The organism is Sphingobacterium sp. BIGb0165 (genome assembly GCF_024810095.1).
Taxonomy (GTDB): domain Bacteria; phylum Bacteroidota; class Bacteroidia; order Sphingobacteriales; family Sphingobacteriaceae; genus Sphingobacterium; species Sphingobacterium detergens.
Genome location: NZ_JANUEB010000001.1, coordinates 204,633 through 227,086, shown reverse-complemented (window position 1 = coordinate 227,086; position 22,454 = coordinate 204,633). Strand labels below are relative to the sequence as shown.

Annotated in this window: 14 protein-coding genes; 6 read left to right on the top strand and 8 right to left on the bottom strand. The window is 41.8% G+C overall.

Annotation, left to right across the window (positions count from 1 at the left end):
• Nucleotides 1–31: 31 nt before the first annotated feature.
• Nucleotides 32–2,374, bottom strand: a complete 2,343-nt coding sequence (locus tag M2408_RS00990; protein WP_259178457.1) for a GH92 family glycosyl hydrolase — start codon at nucleotides 2,372–2,374, stop codon at nucleotides 32–34.
• 331 nt (nucleotides 2,375–2,705) lie between these two features.
• Between M2408_RS00990 and M2408_RS00985 the strand changes: the two genes are divergently transcribed.
• Nucleotides 2,706–4,037, top strand: coding sequence for a hypothetical protein (locus M2408_RS00985; RefSeq protein ID WP_259178456.1), 1,332 nt, complete (start codon nucleotides 2,706–2,708; stop codon nucleotides 4,035–4,037).
• 52 nt (nucleotides 4,038–4,089) lie between these two features.
• On the opposite strand, the gene M2408_RS00980 is transcribed toward M2408_RS00985, so the two are convergent.
• On the bottom strand, nucleotides 4,090–4,824 hold the full coding sequence (locus M2408_RS00980) for a GntR family transcriptional regulator (protein WP_120258154.1): 735 nt from the start codon (nucleotides 4,822–4,824) through the stop codon (nucleotides 4,090–4,092).
• A gap of 97 nt (nucleotides 4,825–4,921) precedes the next feature.
• On the opposite strand from M2408_RS00980, the gene M2408_RS00975 reads away from it, so the two are divergent.
• The 3 genes from M2408_RS00975 to M2408_RS00965 all read left to right on the top strand — a co-directional run bounded on the left by M2408_RS00975 (nucleotide 4,922) and on the right by M2408_RS00965 (nucleotide 9,400).
• Entirely contained in the window at nucleotides 4,922–6,262 is a 1,341-nt protein-coding gene (locus tag M2408_RS00975) for a sugar porter family MFS transporter (protein WP_120258155.1), read from the top strand.
• 62 nt (nucleotides 6,263–6,324) lie between these two features.
• Nucleotides 6,325–8,073, top strand: coding sequence for a class I mannose-6-phosphate isomerase (locus tag M2408_RS00970; RefSeq protein WP_259178449.1), 1,749 nt, complete (start codon nucleotides 6,325–6,327; stop codon nucleotides 8,071–8,073).
• A 31-nt stretch (nucleotides 8,074–8,104) separates the two neighbouring features.
• Complete coding sequence (locus tag M2408_RS00965) at nucleotides 8,105–9,400, top strand: amylo-alpha-1,6-glucosidase (RefSeq protein ID WP_259178448.1); 1,296 nt, start codon at nucleotides 8,105–8,107, stop codon at nucleotides 9,398–9,400.
• A 283-nt stretch (nucleotides 9,401–9,683) separates the two neighbouring features.
• Here M2408_RS00965 and M2408_RS00960 read toward each other — a convergent pair whose 3' ends face one another.
• From M2408_RS00960 to M2408_RS00945, 4 genes are all read right to left on the bottom strand, one after another.
• Entirely contained in the window at nucleotides 9,684–11,120 is a 1,437-nt protein-coding gene (locus M2408_RS00960) for a c-type cytochrome domain-containing protein (RefSeq protein ID WP_259178446.1), read from the bottom strand.
• Complete coding sequence (locus tag M2408_RS00955) at nucleotides 11,117–11,998, bottom strand: sugar phosphate isomerase/epimerase (RefSeq protein ID WP_259178445.1); 882 nt, start codon at nucleotides 11,996–11,998, stop codon at nucleotides 11,117–11,119. Before M2408_RS00955 ends, M2408_RS00960 begins: the two co-directional genes overlap by 4 nt.
• A gap of 3 nt (nucleotides 11,999–12,001) precedes the next feature.
• A complete protein-coding gene (locus M2408_RS00950; RefSeq protein ID WP_259178443.1) occupies nucleotides 12,002–13,501 on the bottom strand; it encodes a DUF1501 domain-containing protein in 1,500 nt (499 codons plus the stop codon).
• 121 nt (nucleotides 13,502–13,622) lie between these two features.
• Nucleotides 13,623–16,379: a DUF1553 domain-containing protein gene (locus tag M2408_RS00945; RefSeq protein ID WP_259178442.1), complete on the bottom strand. Its 2,757-nt coding sequence runs from the start codon at nucleotides 16,377–16,379 to the stop codon at nucleotides 13,623–13,625.
• Between the two features lie 570 nt (nucleotides 16,380–16,949).
• Between M2408_RS00945 and M2408_RS00940 the strand changes: the two genes are divergently transcribed.
• On the top strand, nucleotides 16,950–19,187 hold the full coding sequence (locus M2408_RS00940; protein ID WP_259178441.1) for a glycoside hydrolase family 95 protein: 2,238 nt from the start codon (nucleotides 16,950–16,952) through the stop codon (nucleotides 19,185–19,187).
• Nucleotides 19,188–19,211: 24 nt separating this feature from the next.
• Nucleotides 19,212–20,210: a metallophosphoesterase gene (locus M2408_RS00935; RefSeq protein ID WP_259178439.1), complete on the top strand. Its 999-nt coding sequence runs from the start codon at nucleotides 19,212–19,214 to the stop codon at nucleotides 20,208–20,210.
• Between the two features lie 139 nt (nucleotides 20,211–20,349).
• Here the strand turns inward: M2408_RS00935 and M2408_RS00930 are convergent, their stop codons facing one another.
• Entirely contained in the window at nucleotides 20,350–20,985 is a 636-nt protein-coding gene (locus tag M2408_RS00930) for a nitroreductase family protein (RefSeq protein WP_120258164.1), read from the bottom strand.
• Between the two features lie 259 nt (nucleotides 20,986–21,244).
• Nucleotides 21,245–22,222: a DUF6268 family outer membrane beta-barrel protein gene (locus M2408_RS00925; protein WP_259178436.1), complete on the bottom strand. Its 978-nt coding sequence runs from the start codon at nucleotides 22,220–22,222 to the stop codon at nucleotides 21,245–21,247.
• Nucleotides 22,223–22,454 lie beyond the last annotated feature (232 nt).

Sequence of the window (22,454 nt, the reverse complement as noted above, 5' to 3'; positions counted from 1 at the left end):
ATTAATTACCAACTACTGCTATAAACAAACTTTAGTTTGTATTGGCGTTGCTTTTTAAATGCACGGTCATTACCCCTCCTTTCACCAATTGTTCAAAAGGAAGCTGCCAACCGGTCCAAGGCTTATTATTCAATCGAATCTGACCAACATAAAAACTATCCGGATCCGTCTTTTTAACCTGAATCGTAAATTTGTTTTTTCGCAAAGTTTTGGGCAATTGTATCGTAACTTTATCAAACAGAGGTGCTCCTATCTGAAAGGCAGGATTTTCAGTTGTTAAGCTTCTCACATCGAATAAACCGATACCTGACAGTACGTACCAAGCACCCAATTGGCCTTGATCTTCATCCTGTCCATAGCCATAACCGTGTATAGGATCGGTACCATAAAATTCGTTTGAAATAGCCCGTACCCATTTTTGACTGAGGTCGGGTCTTCCTGAAAAATAGAACAACCAAGAGATATGTAAGTTGGGCTGATTCCCATGGTTATATAAGCTTTCAATTCCGGCGAAGGCATCGATGTGGGTTCCACCACCAAAAACGTTCTTTTGTGACACTGTAAATATACTGTCCAAGCGCTGATTGAATAGCTCCTTTCCGACGAGCTTAACCAATTCCTGCGGAACGTGTGGCACATAAAACGTATACTGCCAGGCATTTCCTTCCTGAAAACCACGCCAAGGTTGATAAGGATTAAAATTTGGAATAAATTTCCCCAAACTGTCTTTTGGCCGCATGAATTTAGTCGATGGATCGTATAATCCTTTCCAGGCAGCTGAAAGTTCATGAAGTTTTCGGTAGTCTGCATCACGGCCGAGTGATTTTGCATATTGCGCTGCAGCAGCTGCCGAAAATGCATATTCCAATGTATGGGAAGCACCGAAAGGTGATCCAGTGGTCAATAATTCGGGACTACCGGTATTGTCCTGGATATAGGGTGAATAACCTTTATCGACAAATACCCCAACATCGAGTTTACCAGCTCCCGGAATCCGTCCGCGCGATTCAAGTTCATTTTTTCGTACAGCTTCATAGGCAAAATTCGTGTCGTAATTCCGGATTCCAACGTTATAGGCTGCAGCAATCGCCAATCCCGTAAAGTTAGTCCCCACACCGGAGACATATTTACTATTGGCAATACCATCACCCAGCCAACCCGCATCGCGGTATACCAAGAGTTGGCTCTGTACCCAATCGTTGTAATAATCAGGATAGGCAATCGACCAGAGTTGTGTCAGGTTCCAAAATGCTCCCCAGATCGCATCTGTATTATAGTGTTGATGTATAGGTTTTCCTTGCGCATTTAAAGCGATCTGGCCGACTGAACCATCATTTTTGGGATAGGCCCCATTGATATCACTGGCAAGTCCTCGTCCAAGCAGGGCATGGTATAGTCCTGTATAAAATTTTACGCGGTCCGCTTCTTTACCACCTTCCACCAATATCCTTCCCAGTTCGTTATTCCATGTCTTGAGCGCTTCCATCTTCGCTTGATCAAATGTCAGCTCCTTGGCCTCTTGCTGCAAGTTTAATCGCGCATTATCCACAGAAGTATAGGACAAGCCTGTCTTGATTGTAATGGATTCATCGGACTGTGTATCGAACCGAAGAAATACCCCAGCGCCCTTCCCCTGTATCGTTTTCTTTTCTTTAAAAATCACCGAATCTTTAAATGTACCATAGGATTTTGGCAACTTGCTGAGCTCCGCAAAGAAATACATCTTTACAGTGGCTCCCTGCTGGTATTTCTGCACATAGACCGGATTAGTGACCACATAACCCCATACAGACTGCTTATCATAATTTACCTCCGCATCCACCACTGGACCGCTTTCTCCCATGACATGTCCAATATCAAATATAATATTAGCGGCATCTGTTTTTGGGAAGGTATAACGATGGAAGCCGACTCTTTTGGTTGCAGTCAGTTCCGCCAGAACCGCATAGTCCTTCAATTTCACCCTGTAATAGCCTGAGGTGGCAAATTCGTCCTTCTTATCAAATGATGACCGGTAACCGCTTTGTGGCTGGTCTAGTTTACCCGGAACAGTTTTGAGCTGTCCTACTGAAGGTGCAAAGGTAATCCCGCCCACCTGAAATTCGTGAAAATTCGCGAAGCCTTCGATCGAGTTGTGTCTATCATCATAGCCCACCGCCTCCCAACCGGACTTATTACCATAACTTCCATCGGTACTTGGTGCCAATTTTGCCATCCCAAAGGGGACTGCAGCAGGTGTGTAAAAAAAATACCGACTATGAACGGATCCAATATTCGGTTTTACAAGTGTAGTTAAATCAGTCTGCTGCTGTCCCTGCGCACAGTTCACACAGAAGAGTATGCAAAAAAAATAAAATATGAGTCGCTTTGCCATTGTTGTCAATTAGGTTCAAAAACAAACTTACAAAAAATAAACTATGTATAAACATGAAGGTAAAGTTTATTAAAAAAAGTAGGTAACGGCTAGCGCTAAAAAACACCATCTGATTGTAAAAATTTAAATACCATCCCAATTACATCCTATAAAAAGCTTAAAACGATGGTTATTTTTATATTTTTGTTTGTACATACATAATAATCAATAACCAAGAAGTTTTAATTCAGCAAGGCCGATCCAAAATCAGTGATCATCACTCTTATTTAACAATATAATACGTAAAGGCTACTGAAATGCCTCAACAATTCAACCAATAACAATAGTTCTCATGAAAAGAAAACTGACATTTTTTAGTCTTACATTTATTCTATTCGGAAGCAGCCTGCCCGCTCAACAAAAAGCAGCATCAAAAGGGACAGAACTTAAGCTCGCACAAACCATTTTAGCCGATCAAAAGTTAAAATATGTAGACAGTTTAGCCCGACAGGTCATCAAAGAAGGATTTAATGCCGGAAGTGGTTATTCGCAGATCTGGGCACGGGATCTCAATACTTTTATTGAAACTGCATTAGAGGAAAGATCGCCTGCCGATGTTCGTGGCGCGATTCTCCTATTTTTCCAAATGCAACAGCCTAATGGTGAGATGGTGGACGGCTATGTGCTCAAGAAAGATTTCACCTGGCATGACGATACCCCCTATTATTCTAATAATGCACCCGATCATGTTGGATTTAAAAATACAGTCGAGACTGACCAGGAGAGCTCTCTGATTCAGTTACTGGGCAAATACATACAGAAAACCAAGGACTACAGTATTCTTGACGAATCCGTCGGTGGGCTTTCCGTCAAAGAACGTATACAGCTTATGCTGGACTACCTCAAACGAGAACGGTACAATACAAAATATCACCTGCTATGGGGGGCAATGACTGCAGATTGGGGGGATGTACAGCCGCATGACGATTTTGGCTGCGATTGGAACGAACTTTCAAATGAGGCCATAGACATATATGACAATGCCATGCTCATCATTGCCCTACAGCAATTGATTGAAATACAACCCAATGCTGCGAATACCGCTGACTGGAAGGCCTTTAAAAAAGAGCTTGAAACAAACAGCAGACGCTATCTCTGGGATCAAAAAAGGCAAAAATTTATTCCCCATATCTATCCAAAGTCATCTCCCCTCCCTAAAGGGTTCGATGAAAATAAGATTCATTACCATGGCGGAACAGCAATTGCGATTGAAGCGGGTCTGCTCAAACGGAGCGAAATAGCAACTGTCAATAAGCAGATGCTCGAAAATGTACGTCTCTCAGGGATGCCAAGTATTGGTCTTACGCTTTACCCGACCTACCCCGTTGGATTTTTCAAAGGTTGGATGGCTGAGCCTTATCACTATCAAAACGGTGGGGACTGGACCTGGTTTGGCGGAAGAATGATTCAGCAGCTTATCCAACATGGTTTCTATCAGGAAGCCTACGATGAACTACAGCCAATGATTGATCGTGTGGTCAAGAATAAAGGTTTTTATGAATGGTACGGGAAAAATGACGTCCCAAGTGGATCCGGAAAATTCAAGGGCTCGGCGGGTGTATTGAGCAAAGCTATCGCAATGATCAACCAATGGGCATCGGAAACGGCTACTCAACAGCAATAATGCTATAAATGAAATGATCCACTAGCTTACCGCTACTGGATCATTTCATGTTTTAATAATCTCTTCGGCTTTCAACCGTATAAGTAAAGCTCTCTGCACGATAGAAACCCAGATTATATTCAATTGGCTTTCCAGACTGATCGAAAACAAATCGCTTCCGTGACAAAATAGGATCCCCGATATTAATTTCGAGTTTATCTGCGATAAATTTATTTGCCGCAATGGCGTCAATTTCCTCTTGCGAAAGATCAGCTACCACATGATAATCGGCTTCCAATATTTCATACAAAGGACGTTTAAAATCTTCGTCGCCCGTCAAACCGATACGTGGATGGAAATAGGATATGAAATAGACGAATGGATCATCTTTCTTACCCCGCAATCGCTCCAATTTCAACAGCTTTTGATCCTCATCAACAGCAAAAAATTTTGTAATGGCTTTATCAGGCACTACCCAACTCACATGAAGTTCAAAATTCTTGACCTCGATCCCACGATTTTTCATCTCTTGCGAAAAGCTCAGCCAATTTTTGGATTTCGAACTGAATTTTGAACTGGCAACCTTAGTGCCGATCCCCTTCTTTCTGATCAATAGCTCTTCATACACCAGCTTATTAATCGCCAGACGCAACGTGGAGCGGGAAATAGCCAAGCGCTTAGCCAGCTCTATTTCATTGGGCAACATCTTCCCCTCAATATATTCCGGCTGTTTTATCAACTCCCGCAATAGATTTTCTGCTTGTATATGCAGCGGAACTGGACTTTTGTGATCTATTTTTAAATTCATTACATAATATTGCTTAGGCTAAAATAAGATTTTTTGCATAATTAAAAAAATAGATATATGTTTGTATGTATATACATATAAAACTTATAAACCAGATATGTCTAAGAATTTTATCATTATTTTATGCATCGTTTCACTGGGGGGACTACTTTTCGGGTTCGATATGGCTGTTATAGCCGGAGCTTTGCCATTGGTCAAGCAGTTTTTCGGACTGTCACCAGCACAGGAAGGTGTTTTTGTTAGTTCAGCACTGATCGGTTGCATTATAGGTGTATTTTTTACAGGATCTTTTACAGACAAATATGGTCGTAAACAGGCCTTCATTGTTGCGTCTTTACTTTTCTTATTATCTGCGATCGGCTGTGGATTCAGTCCCAACTATACTTTATTGATTCTGAGCAGGGGTATCGGAGGACTAGGTGTAGGCATCGCTTCTATCGTTGTGCCACTTTATCTTGCCGAAATATCACCCAGTAAATTCAGAGGCAGATCGGTTACCTGTTATCAACTGGCAATCACCTTTGGTATTCTGATCGCTTATATTAGTAATTACTTTATTCTCCAACTGCATTCATTGCCACAGACAGAACTTTGGCGCGGTATGTTTCTAGTTGGTGCAATCCCTGCTATCCTACTCTGCTTGGGCGTTTATTTTATTCCCGAAAGTCCACGTTGGCTTGCAAAAAATGGGCGCAGTGAAGAGGTTGCTGTCATTAGCGCTAAACTTGGTCTGACAGATCTACATGATTCGCCAAGTCCAGCAAAAGGAAATATCCGCGATTTGTTTTCACCTATTTACCGTAGAGCTTTTCTCCTGGGATTATTCTTACCCTTGTTTTCTCAACTCAGTGGGATCAATGCGATCGTCTATTACGGGCCTAGTATCCTCCTTGAATCGGGTATCTCTTTAGCTAATTCCTATCATGCACAATTGTTTTTCGGCGCTGCAAATGTCTTATTTACCTGCTTTGCTATCTGGAAGGTAGACAATTGGGGAAGAAGACCCTTATATATATTAGGTACATTGGGTGCGACCATCAGTTTGATCGCGACAGGCTATCTTTTCAGTCTGGAACAGACAAACAATGTTGCTTTGATTGTTTCCATCCTCTCATTCTTGTTTTTCTTTGCTTTTTCTATCGGTCCATTGAAATTTGTGGTGGCAGCCGAAATATTTCCCAATGCCATACGGGCGCGCGCAATGGGGATAAGCATTATGGTTATGTGGATTTCCGATGCTATCGTTGGACAGCTGACTCCGATTTTGCTTGCATCATGGGGTGCCCATTATACCTTTTGGTTATTCGCTTTCTTCTGCGCAATAGCTTTTATCGTTGTATTGGGCTATCTGCCTGAAACAAAAGGAAAACCTTTGGAAGATATCGAAAAATATTGGATTGAAAAATCAAAGAAAAATCCCAGCGATCAAAACGCATAGTATCATTTTAAAAACATCATATCAATTCAGTCAATTTTTAAATACGCAATAAATAACATCTTATGTATTCCAATACTCAAACGACATCTTTTCAATACGACATCTTACCTACATTTCCAGTTCAGGGCAAATTGTCAAACTCATATCATGAGTTGGTCGATCACCTGATCGAACATGATATACACTGCATAGATGGATTTGTCGGCGTAAATTGGGAAATACCAGTGGCACAGATTCAGCAGGAATTTGTTAAACGGGGATTAACGGTACGGTTTGTTTCTATGGAAACAGCATTCTTACCTGAATCAAGCATTCAGGAGAAGGTTGCCCCCTATCTGGGAGGCAATGATCCATTATTCGGAAAAAAAGTACCCCTCCAACTGGCAGCATACTTTGATACCGTAAAGTTGGCCGCTTTTGAGGAAATCCTAAATAATACAGCTGCCAATGAATATGTCATTTTTTACGGTCCGGGAGCAGCACTTCTGGATAACTCCAGTAAAGTGATGTACATCGATCTGCCCAAAAATGTGCTTATCCAACGGATGCGTGCCGGGCAGGCCTGGAATTTGGCTTGTGCTAAGCAAACGAATCAAAAAGAACTTTACAAACGTTACTATTTTGTCGACTGGGAGCTCCTCAACCGACACAAGCGGACAATCTTATCCCGGGTGGAGATCCTGGCCGATCAGTTATCCCTGGAAAATCTACCCTGGATTTCAGGAAACGATTTAAAAGAAACCTTACATGCCATGTCCGAAAACTATTTTCGGGTAAGACCGACATTTGAACCTGGAGTCTGGGGCGGACAATGGATGAAGGAACATTTAACGGGCATCGATCAGCAGGCAAAAAACTATGCTTGGTCTTTTGAGATGATCGTCCCCGAAAATGGTATATTACTTGAAAGCAATGGACAGGTGCTCGAAATTTCATTTGACCAACTGATGTTTCAGGAGAGTTCAAATATATTGGGCACAGCACAGCCACGTTTTGATGTTGAGTTCCCAATCCGGTTCAACTTTCTTGACACTTTTGATGGCGACAATCTTTCGATTCAGTGCCACCCTAGCCCAAGTTATGCCAAAACTGAATTTGGGGAAAATTTCACCCAGGACGAATCCTATTACATCGTTGACAGAAAAGGAGATGCTCAGGTCTATCTGGGATTCCAGGAGGATATTGATGCCGACCAATTCCGTACTGTGCTTGAGCAGAGCTTCCATACGGGTGAGCCCATTGCGATTGACAAGTACGTCCAAAAATTTGACTCACAAAAGCATCAGTTGTATCTGATTCCACATGGTACTGTACACTCTTCAGGTACAAATAACCTTGTGCTGGAAATCAGTGCGACCCCTTATAACTACACCTTTAAGATGTACGACTGGGTACGTCCAGATTTAGATGGTAAACCACGTCCATTGAATATTGACAGAGCTTTCTCCAACCTCAACTTTAACCGGAAAGGTGACGTTGTAAAAAACACACTCCTGTCACAACCTCAGATTGATGTACTCGATACACAGTCGATAAAAGTACATTTACCGACGCATGAAGATCATTTCTATGATGTTTTCAGGTACGAATTTGAAGATGAAGTGCGCATTGAAACAAAGGGGCAATGCCATATTATGATGCTCGTTGAGGGGGAAGCCGTAGAACTGACGACTGCCAATGGAATGAAAAGAATCTTCCATTATGCAGAGACATTTGCCGTTCCCGCGGCTGCGAAATCCTATTCACTCCGTAATCTGGGAGCTAGCCAAGCGAAGGTCATACAGTCTTTTGTCAAAGACTCTAAATGTTAATTTAAGTATACTAACGATAAAAAACAGCATCATGAGAAATTTATATTTCGCGCTATCTACTTCATTGTTAATCTTATCCTGCAATGGCGGGGGGAATAAATCTACAGGCAGCAACACAGCGCAGCGTGCTCCCCAAGATAGTAGCTTCCAGCTCGTTAAAGATATGGCGACCAATGTTATCAAAGCTGGGTTCAACGCCGGGGACGGCTATAGTGAGGTGTGGATCAGGGATTACAATACCTTTATTACCTTGGCTACCAAAGTGCATCCCCATGATCAGATCAAAGATCAGTTGGGCATATTTTTCAAACTACAGGGTGCCGATGGCAATATCGCTGATGGTTTTGTCAAAAAATCCAGCTTAAAGAATGGCGTTTCTGACTATTATACAATCACGAATCCCCTGGCAGCGGAATATGCGGGGCATAAAAACACGGTTGAAACCGATCAGGAAACATCCCTCATCCAGGCGGTACACAAATATATCATCGCAACCAAAGACAGCTCCTTTTTGGCACAGAAAATCGGCGAAACGAGTGTAAAAGATCGCATGGAACAGGCTTTGCAATTCCTAATGGATAAACGCTACAATAGTACCTACGGATTATTATGGGGAGCCACAACGGTCGATTGGGGCGATGTACAACCCGAACATGATTGGGGCGTACATTTAGATGAAAGCTCACATATTGCACTGGACATTTACGATAACGCTATGTTCTTAATTGCACTGGACAATTACATTGATCTTTTCCCTGAGAAAAAGGAAAAATGGGGCAAGGTTCGGGAGATGATCGCAAGCAATACGATGAAACATCTTTGGGATGATAAAAATCAAAAATTCATTCCACATATTTATATTAAAGGTTCGCCATTTCCGAAAGATTTTGATGAAAACCAGATCTATTACCATGGTGGAACTGCGATTGCCATTGAGGCGAACCTCCTCAGCAAAGAGCAGATCAAAACATCTCTGGACAAGATGATCAAAAATGTAAAAGATGCAGGTGCTGCCACCATTGGTTTAACTGTATACCCGACCTACCCAGCGGGTTTCTTCAAAAACAAAGGCATGTATCCTTATGGTTACCAAAATGGTGGAGACTGGACCTGGTTTGGAGGAAGAATGATCCAACAATTGGTTAAAAATGGTTTCCAACAGGAAGCCTACGAGCAGATCAAGCCCATGTTAACACGTGTTATTAAAAATAAAGGCTTCTACGAATGGTATACCAAAGACAATAAACCTGAAGGTTCGGGAACTTTCAGAGGCGAGGCTGGTGTACTTTACGATGCGATCAGTCTATTGGAAAATACCGGGAAATAACCTGCAGTATTTATACACGACAAATAAAAATAGGGTGTCCGAAAAAATCGGACACCCTATTTGTTTATTCAATTTTGTTCACATTCCCTACAGTCTCTTTCCAAATATTCTATAAACGCTATCATCCTCCAATCGCTTCTTTCAAATATCCACAAGTCAGGTTTCCAATACCCTTTCAGTATTGTTTCAGTAGAGACTAAGTATTGCTTCAATATAGACTAAGTATCTATTCGGTCGTATTATCGTCAATGGATAAAACTACTTGGTCTGTACTTTATCATCGCTAGAACCTGACTGTATCCGTAGCGATAAATGGCAATCGGTAATTACCTGTGTCGATGCGAACCTTACCATGTAATGCTTTTAAGGCAGTACTGTCCTGGCCGCCCGTTTGGTAGATATATACATTTTTCAGATTAGGAATATCCTTCAAATTCGACAAACCCTTTGCAGTTACTTTTGTTCCCACCAGATTGAGATAGATCAACTTTTGCAGTCCTTTCAATTGTGACAAACCACTATCGGAGACTTTTGTGTTCTCGAGATGCAAACGCGAGATGACAGGCATGGATTTTATCGTCGAAAATGCCTGATCTGTAATGGCGGTATGTCCAAGTTTCAGCTGAACAATATTCTCTTTAATGGCCAACAGATCTTGCAGATCCTTATCATTAAACTGTGGGTAGTTGATGGCATTGACCAGCACGAGATTATTTTCTTTAGCCACAGGAATGATTTTAATACCTTTTGCCTGCCAGGCATCGACTTTATCCTTTGGTAAATCGGGTGCTTTGGGATAATCTGCATACAATACCGGGGAAGCTTCCTGCTCCCCTGTTTCTAGCTTTTTCAATATTGCTGCTATTTCTTTGGTCTGTGTGAGTTGATTCACTTTTTTATCGAAGTTGGCTCCTTGATCAATCCACCAGGCGATCAATTTGATCTGGTCAGGACTGATTGGAGTACGTCCTTTTGGTGGCATTCTTTTTTTGTGCCCTTCCGGTAAGATCAATCGTGCATACAGCTCACTTTCTTTGGACTTGCTATCGACCAGTACTTTACCATTCTCACCTCCTTTTAGCAGGCTTTCCTTTGTATGTAAGGCCAATCCTCCCTCCTGTTTACGATCACCATGACAGCTTTGACAACGCTGCTTGAGTATAGGCTGTATAATACCGTCATATACAGCGGCCTCTTGTACATTCTCAACGATTAATACCTCTTCGCTGCTCTCCTTCACGCCAAAAGTCTTTTTCATTGCTTGCGGCATCGCCTCAATAAAGTAACCCTTGCCATGTGTCAAAGTGCCACCGTAGTGTCCTGTGATTCCCAGCAATACGACCAGGATCAAAAATAACCAAAAGCGAAACCTAATGATTTTTTTTGACCATTGCAACGTTTCACTTTTTTCACGATAGAGCACATAGAGTAGTATGCTGCATCCCGCCACCACAATGCCCAACCATTGGTGGTAATTGAGCACCTGTATTTCATAACCACCATTGCGCGAAAGCAGAAATCCTGAGATCGCAGCAAATACAGCTGCTATACTACCTAATAACAAGGATAACCTAATCGCAGGCCGGTATGGATTTTCCTTCTTGAATAGCTCCAAAAATACCATCACAAATGCGATCAATAAAATTCCGATGGGTAAATGCACTAAGATGGGATGAAACCGTCCCAAAAAGGCCATCAATTCTTCAAGGAAAACCATCATTCTTTATACCTGTCTTTGAGTAAGTTCAACATATATACATTTACCGACCATTGGTCAGCTACGGGTTGCTGCGTAAAAGGTAGTGTTGGCAGATAGCCCGCCGGACCAAACTCTGTGGTGATGGTCAACACCTTAGCTCCATTTTGTTTATGCTGCTTAACGATCTCATCCCACCAGGCCAAATGTTGATCTACGGTATTTTTCCATTCTGGTGCCGCAGGATCATTGACCTGTGGTCCTTCAGGGTGTCCGATCCGGGCATGGATATGTTCTGTCCGGGCAAGCGCCAAAGCTACCGCTTCTTGCTGGTCACCGAGCAGGGACTCATGTACATTGCACCAATGTGAAATATCCAGAGCAAGCCTTAAGGAAGGAATCTTTGCTAAGTAATCTTTGGTCAGATGCGCCGCAAAACTGAATCTACCACGATGCGTTTCATGGTATACCGGAACATGCTGTTTTTCCATGACGACCTGCCCAATGTCGATCAATTGTTTATTTTGTTCAAAGGAATAGTATTCCTTACCTGTATGGCAGTTGATATAATCAGGTTTCATACCTGCAGCTTCTTCCAGATTACGTTTAAAGCTTTCACGGTACTGTTCATAGGAAGCTCCAGAACCTCCGGAAAGCAAGCCTAAGCTCAGACCATATTTTTGTAGGGCATCAATCATTTCCTTCCGTTCTTTCAGATCTCCGGGTAGCCAGGCTTCGACACCATGATAACCTGCTTTCTTAACACGTTCACAGAACCGATCCCAGGAATCGGCATTTCCCCAATTGGTACAATAATATTTGATATGTAGTTTCTCTTGCTTCTGAGCCAAAACCGTAAAAAAATTGGCCAACAGAAGTATTAGTAATAGGAATCGTTTCATTATTTAAATAATCGCTTGTATAAGTTCACCTTCCACATCCGTCAAACGGAATGGTCGGCCCTGAAATTCATAAGTAAATTTTTCGTGGTCAAAGCCAAGGAGATGGAGCATGGTTGCATGGACATCGTGTACGGAAGCCCTTCCTTCAACACCTGCAAAACCGATATCATCCGTTTGTCCATAACTAATGCCATTGCGCACTCCGCCGCCCGCCATCCAAATGGTATAGGCATCCGTATGATGGTCTCTACCCAGAAATGGCATATCACTATTATCCCGGTTCTCCTGCATTGGTGTGCGTCCAAACTCGCCGCCCCAGACCACCAATGTATCTTCGAGTAGACCACGTTGCTTCAGATCCAAAATCAATGCCGTCATCGGACGATCGATCTCCCGACATTTATTTCGAAATCCAAGGTCTATCGAGTCCGATGCATTTGTGCCATGGCTATCCCAGCCCCAATCAAATAACTGTACAAAACGTACCCCCTGCTCCACGAGCTTACGGGCCAAAAGACAGTTATTTGCAAAAGACTCCTTTCCCGGTTCGGTACCATATAACTCATGGATATAAGCTGGTTCATTATTGATATTCATCACCTCAGGTACTGCAACCTGCATTTTATAGGCCATTTCATATTGTGCAATCCGGGACAGTGTCTCTGGATCATTAAAGGTGTCATACTCTGTTTTATTCACATTATTGATCGCATCAATAAGATTTCGCTTCATGTCCCGGTCCATTCCTTCAGGGTCAGCAATATACAGAACGGGATCTCCTTTCGAACGACATTGAACCCCTTGATAAACAGACGGTAGAAAACCACTTCCCCAGACACTCTTTCCCGCATCCGGTGTTTTACCACCAGAAGTCAACACCACAAAGCCTGGTAAATTGCTGTTTTCAGAGCCTAGACCATAGGTCACCCATGAACCGATACTCGGACGGCCCAGACGGGCACTCCCGGTATGCATAAACAGCTGTGCCGGTCCATGATTAAACTGATCGGTATGAACAGCTTTCAAAAAACTAACATCATCAACTACCTTACTGAAATGTGGTAAATGATCAGATACCCAAGCGCCACTTTGACCATATTGCTTGAAGGTAGCCTGTGGTCCCAACATTTTAGGCACCCCTCGAATAAAAGCGAACTTCTTACCTGCCAAAAGTGATTGTGGACAGGGTTGATTATGCAGTTTCTGCAGTGCAGGCTTATAATCAAAGAGCTCAAGCTGTGAAGGGGCTCCCGCCATATGTAAATAGATTACACTTTTGGCCTTGCCAGGGAAATGTGGTGATTTAGGGATCAATGGATTTAGGGCATTGAGATCCAGGCTCCCTTTGGATTTAGATGAATCCCATCCACCGCAACCAGCCAAAAGACCTCCAAGTGCGATGCCACCAATACCAGCGACACAATCTTTTAGGAAATGTCTTCTTGTCACAGCCTTCAATTCAGATTGCTGTGCCTCTTCAATTAGTTTATTCAGATCTTTCATTCAAGTAAATCTTTTGTAACAGCATCATTCTATCAAGAACCTACTATTATCTTAGTTTATCTATTATTTTAAGCTTCCGTCAATCTCACTCACTCATATCAATTATCCTGGAGTCTATTCCTTATGATTTCGTCAAAAATTCATCTAAATTCAATAAGGCATTTGCCACCAACATGTAAGCGGCTTTGGATGACAGTTTTTTGCTATTGTCCTTTGCCAAATCACCGCCCAGGTATTTCGCTGCCGAAGCTGGTGTTTTGTTAAATTCGGCAAGCGCTTTTTGGTAGAGCAGTTCGAGATCAGCAATCTTCTTGGGATCAGCCTCCCGGAGCATCGCCCTTCGATAGCCTGCACCGATACTATTTTTTGTATTTCCTTTGCCTTCCCGCTCCATGATCTCGCCCAAATGTTTTGCAGCTTCGAGATATACCGGATCATTGAGCGTCGCCAAAGCCTGCAATGGTGTATTTGTCCGTATACGATCAACCAGACAGACCTCCCTACTGGATGCATCAAAGGAAACAAAGGATGGATAAGGACTGGTACGTTTTAGGAAGGTATAGACACCGCGTCTAAACTGATCTTCGCCCTCACTTTTCACCCAGGACTCACCACTATACACCGTCATCCATACACCATCCGGTTGATAAGGCATGACACTCGGTCCATACATTTTATTGCTTAACAACCCACTGACCGCCAAAGCCTGATCGCGGATCTGCTCTGCGGAAAGCCGGAATCGTGGTCCCCTTGCCAGATAATAATTTTGTGGATCTTTTTGTACATTGTCACTATTTAACGTTGACGACTGCCTATAGGTACCCGATAGAACGATCTCACGAACCAATTTTTTCATGCTCCATTTTTTTCCGTTCATAAGATCTAGGGCCAGATAATCCAATAATTCACGATGAATCGGTGGGGTACTCTGTGTACCCATATCACCCAAAGGTTCAACCAATCCCCTACCAAAGAGCTGTGCCCAGACACGGTTAACCAAAGTGCGGGCAGTCAATGGATTTTCTTTACTAACAATCCATTGTGCGAAGCCCATACGATTTCGAGGGGCTCCTTTTGGAAAATCATTCAGAGACTCCGGAACCATAGGTTGTACTTCCGCGCCTAGAGACAAACGATTTCCCCGGATAAATACATTGGTTTTCCGCTGCATATCTTTCGGATTTTCAATCATAACAGGCACACCTTCGGGCTGTAGATTGACGAGCTGCAAAAAGGTACGTTGCAGATGCTGATTTTCCATTGGTTTCCCGACAGGAAAATCTTCGCGAAAAGCAAACCATTCAATCATACATATTGGCTGACCGGCTGCAACTGCTGCGTTTTTAAAGACCAGGTAGAGATCATGTACACCTGTAGTCGGTACGATCGCTGCTTGAATAACCTGTCTCCCTGAAGTTTTCGGTAAATCTACATTGGTTAACAGGGGACCATGAGGGCTATTGAGATGCACCTCCATTTTCCCTCCCACCGCATCGGTCCAGAAGTTCATGAAAAGTTGTTTTTTGCCATCCAATGTAATTGCTTTCAAACGAGCCGATCCACTATTGCGTACACCAAGCCATTTAGTATCATACAATGCCCCATCCACAATCTGATCACTATAATGCGCATGAATCTTAGGTTCAAGCGTATGCAGAAACAGGTCTGCTGATTTCACCTCGTTTACATTTCCGTTTGCTGCCAGCCAATGCTTAATGCTATCGATACGTTTTTCATCCTGTGCAGCGTAAAAACGTAACTTCGGATGATCCCCCTGTGTATCTTCATCCCTTGTATTATTGAAAAATGCCAGCGATTTATAGTATTCTTCAAATTTAAACGGGTCATAGGTGTGGCTATGGCATTGTACGCACTCAAATGTTGTACTCAACCATACTTGATAACTGGTATTTAAACGGTCCAGGACGGCCGCCATCCGAAACTCTTCACTATCAGTCCCCCCCTCGTCGTTATTCATCGTATTGCGGTGAAAAGCAGTTGCGATGAGCTGATCTTTGGTCGGTTGTGGCAAAAGATCTCCTGCGAGCTGCTCAACGGTAAATTCGTCGTAAGGCATATCGCTATTTAAAGCTTTGATCACCCAGTCCCGATAAGGCCAAATACTACGGGATCCATCTTTTTCATAACCTTTGGTATCTGCATACCGCGCCATATCCAACCACCAACTGGCCCATTTCTCACCATACTTGGAGGAAGCTAATAAACTATCAACTCTACGGGAATATGCATCGTCGCTCTCATCTTCGATAAAAGCACGGGTTTCGGCCAAGGTGGGTGGTATACCGATGAGATCCAGATAAAGTCTTCGTAATAAAGTGGCTCGGTCGGCTTCATCGGCAAATGCCAAATCTTTGGACTTTAATTTATCCTGAACAAAATAGTCAATGTCATTATTCACCCCTTTGGGTTTTATTCCAAATAGTCCTGCAAACGAAAAGGTTTTGGGTACTTCAACGTCTTTAGGTAATGTGTAGGCCCAATGTTCACCCCACTTCGCACCTTGATCAATCCATTTTTTTAGGATATCAATCTCATCATCATTCAGTTTGGGTGCATTGTAAGGCATACGTAATTCGGGATCATCCGACAGCAATCTTTTCATAAACTCGCTATGTTCCGCGTCCCCCGGAATAATTGCCGATTTGCCAGACTCAGCTTTGGCAAAAGCTTCATTTTCGAAAAGAAAACTAAGCCCTCCATTTTTCTTCACGCCACCATGACAGGTAATACAATGTTTATTTAATATCGGTTTGACATCTGCACTAAAATCTATTGTTTCTTCTTTGCGAAATGTAAATATTGCAATGCAGGCGACAACTACGGCCAATGATGCTAACACCATTAATTTTCTATTCATAGCAATAAGGTCTCTTCTATATTAATCAGTTATTAGGTTTATTTATAATTCTTTTGTCGCTATGCCAGTATCAGTTAATGGGATAGTTACAAGTAAATCAACATCAGAATGGATATTTATTTATGGTTATAAAAATAGAGAAGAACAATGGGATATACTAGAACTAGATTAACAGAAATATAATCTATATTACCCTCACAGGGGCCAATCTTTGTTTTTACCCCCATTCGTGCCATACGGTTCCCATCAGCACCCTATAACAATTTGGTTACGATATCGTAGTCAGCATTGCTTTTTATATTTTTAATCTGGTGCTAAACTGACATTCTTTCTATCTTACGATCTATTTATCTTGTCTTTCTAAACGGCAACTGATAGGGCTGGCTATTGTTAAGGGATCAAGGCTTGGAAGCATGCAATTTGCTGTTGGATATAATTAAGTAAAAAGTAAGATACAAAAGACGGAAAATGAGATACAACAAAGGTAAAATAGGCTATAAAAATGCCTAAATAGTGTCAGCCTTTGATCGTGGCGACTACTAAATTTGTAAAACCATATCCACATAAATTATGAAATACAGCTTTCTTATAGTACTATTTTTCGCAGCGCGTCTGGTTATCGCGCAGCCATCTCCTGCTTATAATCTCAATTTTACGGATCTTGCAACACGATGGGATGAGGCTATCCCTTTAGGTAATGGTCAGCTGGGTGCATTGATCTGGAAAAAGGAAAATACCATACGGCTGTCCCTGGACCGTGCTGATCTTTGGGATGAACGCAAGGCATTTGAGATAGAAAAACATGATTTTAAATGGGTAGAGCAGCAATTGAAAAACAACAGCTACCAAGCGGCCCAACAATGGGGCGATTCACCCTATGACCGTTCTCCCTATCCCACCAAACTTCCTGCGGCGGCGATGACCTTTAACTTAGCTAAATTTGGAAAGGTCGTATCCAATGTACTGGATATACAAACTGCTGTACATACACTGAAATTTGACGACGGAAAAATACTTACCTCTTTTGTCCATGCGACCAGTCCAATGGGTTATTTTGAAATCACAGCGAAGAACATTGGCGACCTTAGCCCAGAGCTTATTCCACACCAATATGAAAATAATATAAATGCAGACGAGCAAAAAAGTGTTGTCGATGGTCAAAGTTTAGCCCGGCTGGGCTACAAACAAGGGACTATTGTTAAAACGGGGAATGCGCAGGTATTACATCAGGAAACGTATGATCATCACTTTTTTGAGGTCATGTTATGCTGGGAAAAAGTCTCATCGACCAAATTGATCGGTTATTGGACAATCAGTAATGATGAAAAGGTCAAGAAACAACCGCTATCACTCGAACAATTTGAAAAAGCAAAGCGAAGCCATCTTGCATGGTGGACAAGCTATTGGTCTAAATCTAACATTTCCATTCCTGAAAAAGATCTCGAAAAACAATACTATCTGGAGCTTTATAAATTGGGGGCCACAGCACGCCAAGGAGCTCCGGCAATAACCTTGCAGGCTGTTTGGACAGCAGATAATGGTGGGCTACCACCCTGGAAAGGCGATTTCCACAATGATCTCAATACCCAACTGAGTTATTGGCCGGCTTATACAGCCAACCGAATGAATGAAGCACAAAGTTATACGGATTGGTTATGGAAAATCAGACCGAAAAACCTTGCCTACACCCAACAATATTTTGGTGTTGACGGACTGAATATCCCAGGTGTACTGACCTTGAACGGCTACCCTATGGGAGGTTGGATTCAATACTCCCTTTCCCCTACCGTCAGTGCCTGGACGGCCCAACATTTTTATTGGCAATGGAAATACAGTATGGATCCCACTTTCTTAAAAGAACAGGCTTATCCTTATATTATAGAAGCAGCGACCTATCTAAAAAATATTACCTATCTCAAGGATGGGAAACGCTATCTACCCCTGAGTAGCAGTCCAGAATATAATGATAACAGTACTGCTGCCTGGTTTAATAGTTGGACCAATTTTGATCTCAGCCTGGCACATTACTTATTCGCTATAGCGGCCGAGGTCAGTACAGCGAACGGGAAAGCCGAAGCAGCAAAAGAATGGACAAGATATGGCGCCGAATTGCCCCATTTTGCCTTAGATGAAACTGGTCTCCGCGTTGCAGAGGATCTGAGCATGAAGCATTCACATCGGCATATGTCACCCTATATGGCTATTTATCCCTTAGGAATACTTGACATTAATAATACGCAGGACAAATCGTTAATTGAAAAATCGCTGTCACATTTAGAACAATTGGGTACCCGGGCCTGGGTTGGATATTCGTTCTCCTGGATGGCCTGTCTCCATGCGCGGGCAAAGCAAAGTAGACAAGCTGTAAGCAACCTACAGAAATTTGCACATAACTTTTGTTCCATAAATTCATTTCACCTCAACGGCGACCAAAACGGTGGTCAATATTCTGATTTTACTTATCGCCCTTTTACATTGGAGGGAAATTTTGCTTTTGCACAAGGAGTTCATGAATTGTTAATTCAGAGCAAAAATGATTACATCGAAGTTTTTCCGGCCACTCCTGAGGAATGGAAAGATGTATCCTTTAAAAACCTGAGAACAGCGGGCGGATTTATTGTCAGCGCTAAAAAGAACAACAACAAGATCACGTTATTAAAAGTAACCGCTAGCCAAGATGCTATCTTCCGCATTTTTGAAAATACAGATCTTCAAGATATTTCAACTAAAAAGCGGCTTTCAAAAGATAAGAATTTGCAATATATTAAACTGAAAAAAGGTCAAACAGTTCAGCTAAGTAGCATCTAATAAAATCCGTATTATCAATTCGTTATGATCAACCGAAAAAAATTCATCCAGCTAGGAGGTCTAGGCATAGGCGGTCTCTTTGTCAATAAGAGCCTTGCCAGTGCGCCTATAACCTCGACAAAAAGCACTGTACTCAAAACTGACAAAGTTAAATTTGGGGTTATCGCAGATCTCCATCATGATCTCATGCACGACGGTGCGCGTCGGGCCAAACTTTTTATTGACGCGATGAAGCGTGAAAATCCCGACTTTATTATTTCCTTAGGTGACTTTTGTTTCCCAAAAGCCGAAAATAAAGAATTAATGGATATCTGGAGTGATTTTACAGGAGAAAGGCACTTTGTCATCGGCAATCATGATACTGATGGCGGATTCACAAAAAAACAAGTAACCGATTTCTGGAATAGTCCTGCTCCATATTATTCGTTTGACAAACAGGGATTTCATTTTGTTATCCTGGATGGTAATGAAAAAAGCCAAACCAAGAAAATTGAAGGTTACCCCCGCAGTATCAGTCAGCAGCAATTGGAATGGTTAAAAAAAGATATCCACGGCACCAAAGACAAAGTGATCATTTTTTGCCATCAAGGATTGGACAATGACGATGGTGGATTGGAAAATGGTATGGCAGTAAGGTATCTGTTAGAGCAGCTGAATAGCGAAGCCGGATTCAATAAGATTTTACTTGTCCTGACCGGCCACCACCATCTCAACTATCATAATGAGATCAATGGGATCCACTATGTACAAATCAATAGCGCCTCTTATTACTGGGCCGGTGATACATTTGATAGCAAAGCATTTGATGGAGAGTTCTACAAAAAGCATAACATTCTAAGACGGACATTGGTCTATCAAGAGCCTATCTGGGCGACGGTTAGCATAGATCATAAAAAAAATATCCATATCCAGGGAGCTGAAACCACAATGGCCGGAATACCCTTGTCTCAGGTGGGTATAGATATCCATAAAGATGTATATCCCATCAGTTCAAAGATCGATAACAGGCACTTGCAGTACTAAACGCAGTCTATGGCTTAATTTTATAGGGACAATCAATAAAATGGCCAAAGTAGATCCGAAAAGATCTCTTTGGCCATTATTAATTTTATAATTCTGTAATTTATTGAACAATAGTTGTGATAAAATCAACAACACTCTTTTAGGGTAGTTGAATCAAAAACTCGTCTTTCGGCAATCTAAATTTCTTCAATTTCAACAACCAATCCTCCTCACCCAGGCGGTAACCTAGCGGTAGCAAAACAACACTCTTTAACCCTCTTTTATCCAAGCCTAGTAATTTATCCAATTCACCGTTAGAAAATCCTTCCATTGGTGTGGCATCTACTTTCAATTCTGCAGCTTGTGCAATGGCCATTCCAAAAGAAATATAGGCTTGTTTAGCAGCATGTGCCGCTTGCTGTTCTTCAGTAAGCGCAGCAAACATCTCTTTCAACCTGTTTTTGTATTCATCAGTTGTATCCAACGGTAGACCTCTATGATTGTTCATATGATCAAAAGTTGCATCAATGCGTTCGTCGGTGTATTTATCCCATGCCGCAAAAACCAGGAGATGTGAGCTTTCCGCAATAATTTGCTGCCCCCAAGCAACAGGTACAATCTGCTCTTTCAATTGTTGATCCGTAATCAGCACAACACGAAACGGCTGCAAACCAGATGAACTCGGTGCCATACGGGCTGCTTCGATAATTTTGTCTACGTCATTCTGATCAACTTTCTTTGTTGAATCGTATTTTTTGGTCGCATAACGCCATTCAAGTGTTTCTAATAATGCCATTTTGTTTTATTTATTTACTGTCTATTTTATTTTTCAACACCCTAATATTAGGTTATTATCTATTATAAATTTGATAAAAAAAATTAAATCTGGAAATAGTGTGTGAACGATTGTCCATATTTTTAATTTTTATATTACATGATAAATATAGTAAATATTTAAATGTTCAAACATAGAAAAGAATTTAATCCTCAAATCGTGTTTGGATTCTAGTGAAGTTGATCTTTCACACATTTCTGATGATTAGCGGCCCGTTATACTAACGCCTTTTTTTCGCAAAAGGATTAAAAGAAAGTCCGACGTTCAGGTAAAAAGATGGATCTGCAGAAGCTTCCCAAACATAATTATTTTGACGTTCACTTTTTTCAAATATTCGTGACCTAGGAATGGTCTTCATACCTGATTTGACTGTTGCTATAAATGATCTTCCCAAATTATGCTCGTAGGTCAATCCTGAGTTGATCTCTAGCTGACTTAAAGTGTACACCTTATCCGATCCTAAAAAATCATAGAGATAGAATGTTGTTGTGTTGAGGTCTGCCCCTAAGGAAAGACGCCCATTCCGCAACATCGTTTTCCGTACAAAAGCGCCTTTTGGTAATAGCACATCTACCATCCATCCATCGCGATATTGCTGCTTATAGGTAAACGTGGGGACAAGGGGAATAATTGCTCCTGGGTCAACGAATCCAAGCAGGCCGATTGTCATTTGTACATCCCGCGTTGCTTTTAGTACCCATGTACCGGTCAACATTCCACGCAGCCGTTCAATCCCCTTATCGCTTCCATCTGTCATGATGCTGGCGGAGTAAATAACCGTTTTTCCAAATAGTTTTGAGAAGTAAGAGAAATTAAGTGATTCATAATGGTAATGGAAATCCTGTGTACGCATTTTTAAAGGTTGTGTACTTAAATCGAATTCTTGTAGATTCAATGCGGTATACTGATATCCAAGGCTAGTACCCAAAGCCCAGTTACGCCGGTTTAAAAAATTGACATTTAAACTCCCCCCAGCCTGATGGAATGATTCCACCTTACCTTGGGTGCTGGCAGCCCCCTTAGCGTTAGATGAATATTTGTAGCCGCCATTATATTCATAACTTAGATTCAGTACTCTCGCTGCGGGAAATTTGTCAGCAACAATGGCCTGTACTTTTTGGGGAATACTGTCTTTTGTCTGTGCGGAAGCACTGCATATCAGGGCAAAGCTCCCAAACAACACGAAACTCTTTTTCATTTGGATATTTGTTTTTGTCTATCTATTCTTTTTCAATTAAATACTACGCGAAAACTGCTCTTTTGGAAATCCGAGCTGAGCTTTAGCTTGTTACAAGAATAGATCAATTGGGTACGCCCATTTATTTTTTTATACAAAAGGGTCAATATTTTATACAAAAACAAACGCTGTTAAAACGGCTTTTACCGGGCCAAGCTATTGCATTTACTTTAGTATAAAAAAAAGAGGTGTT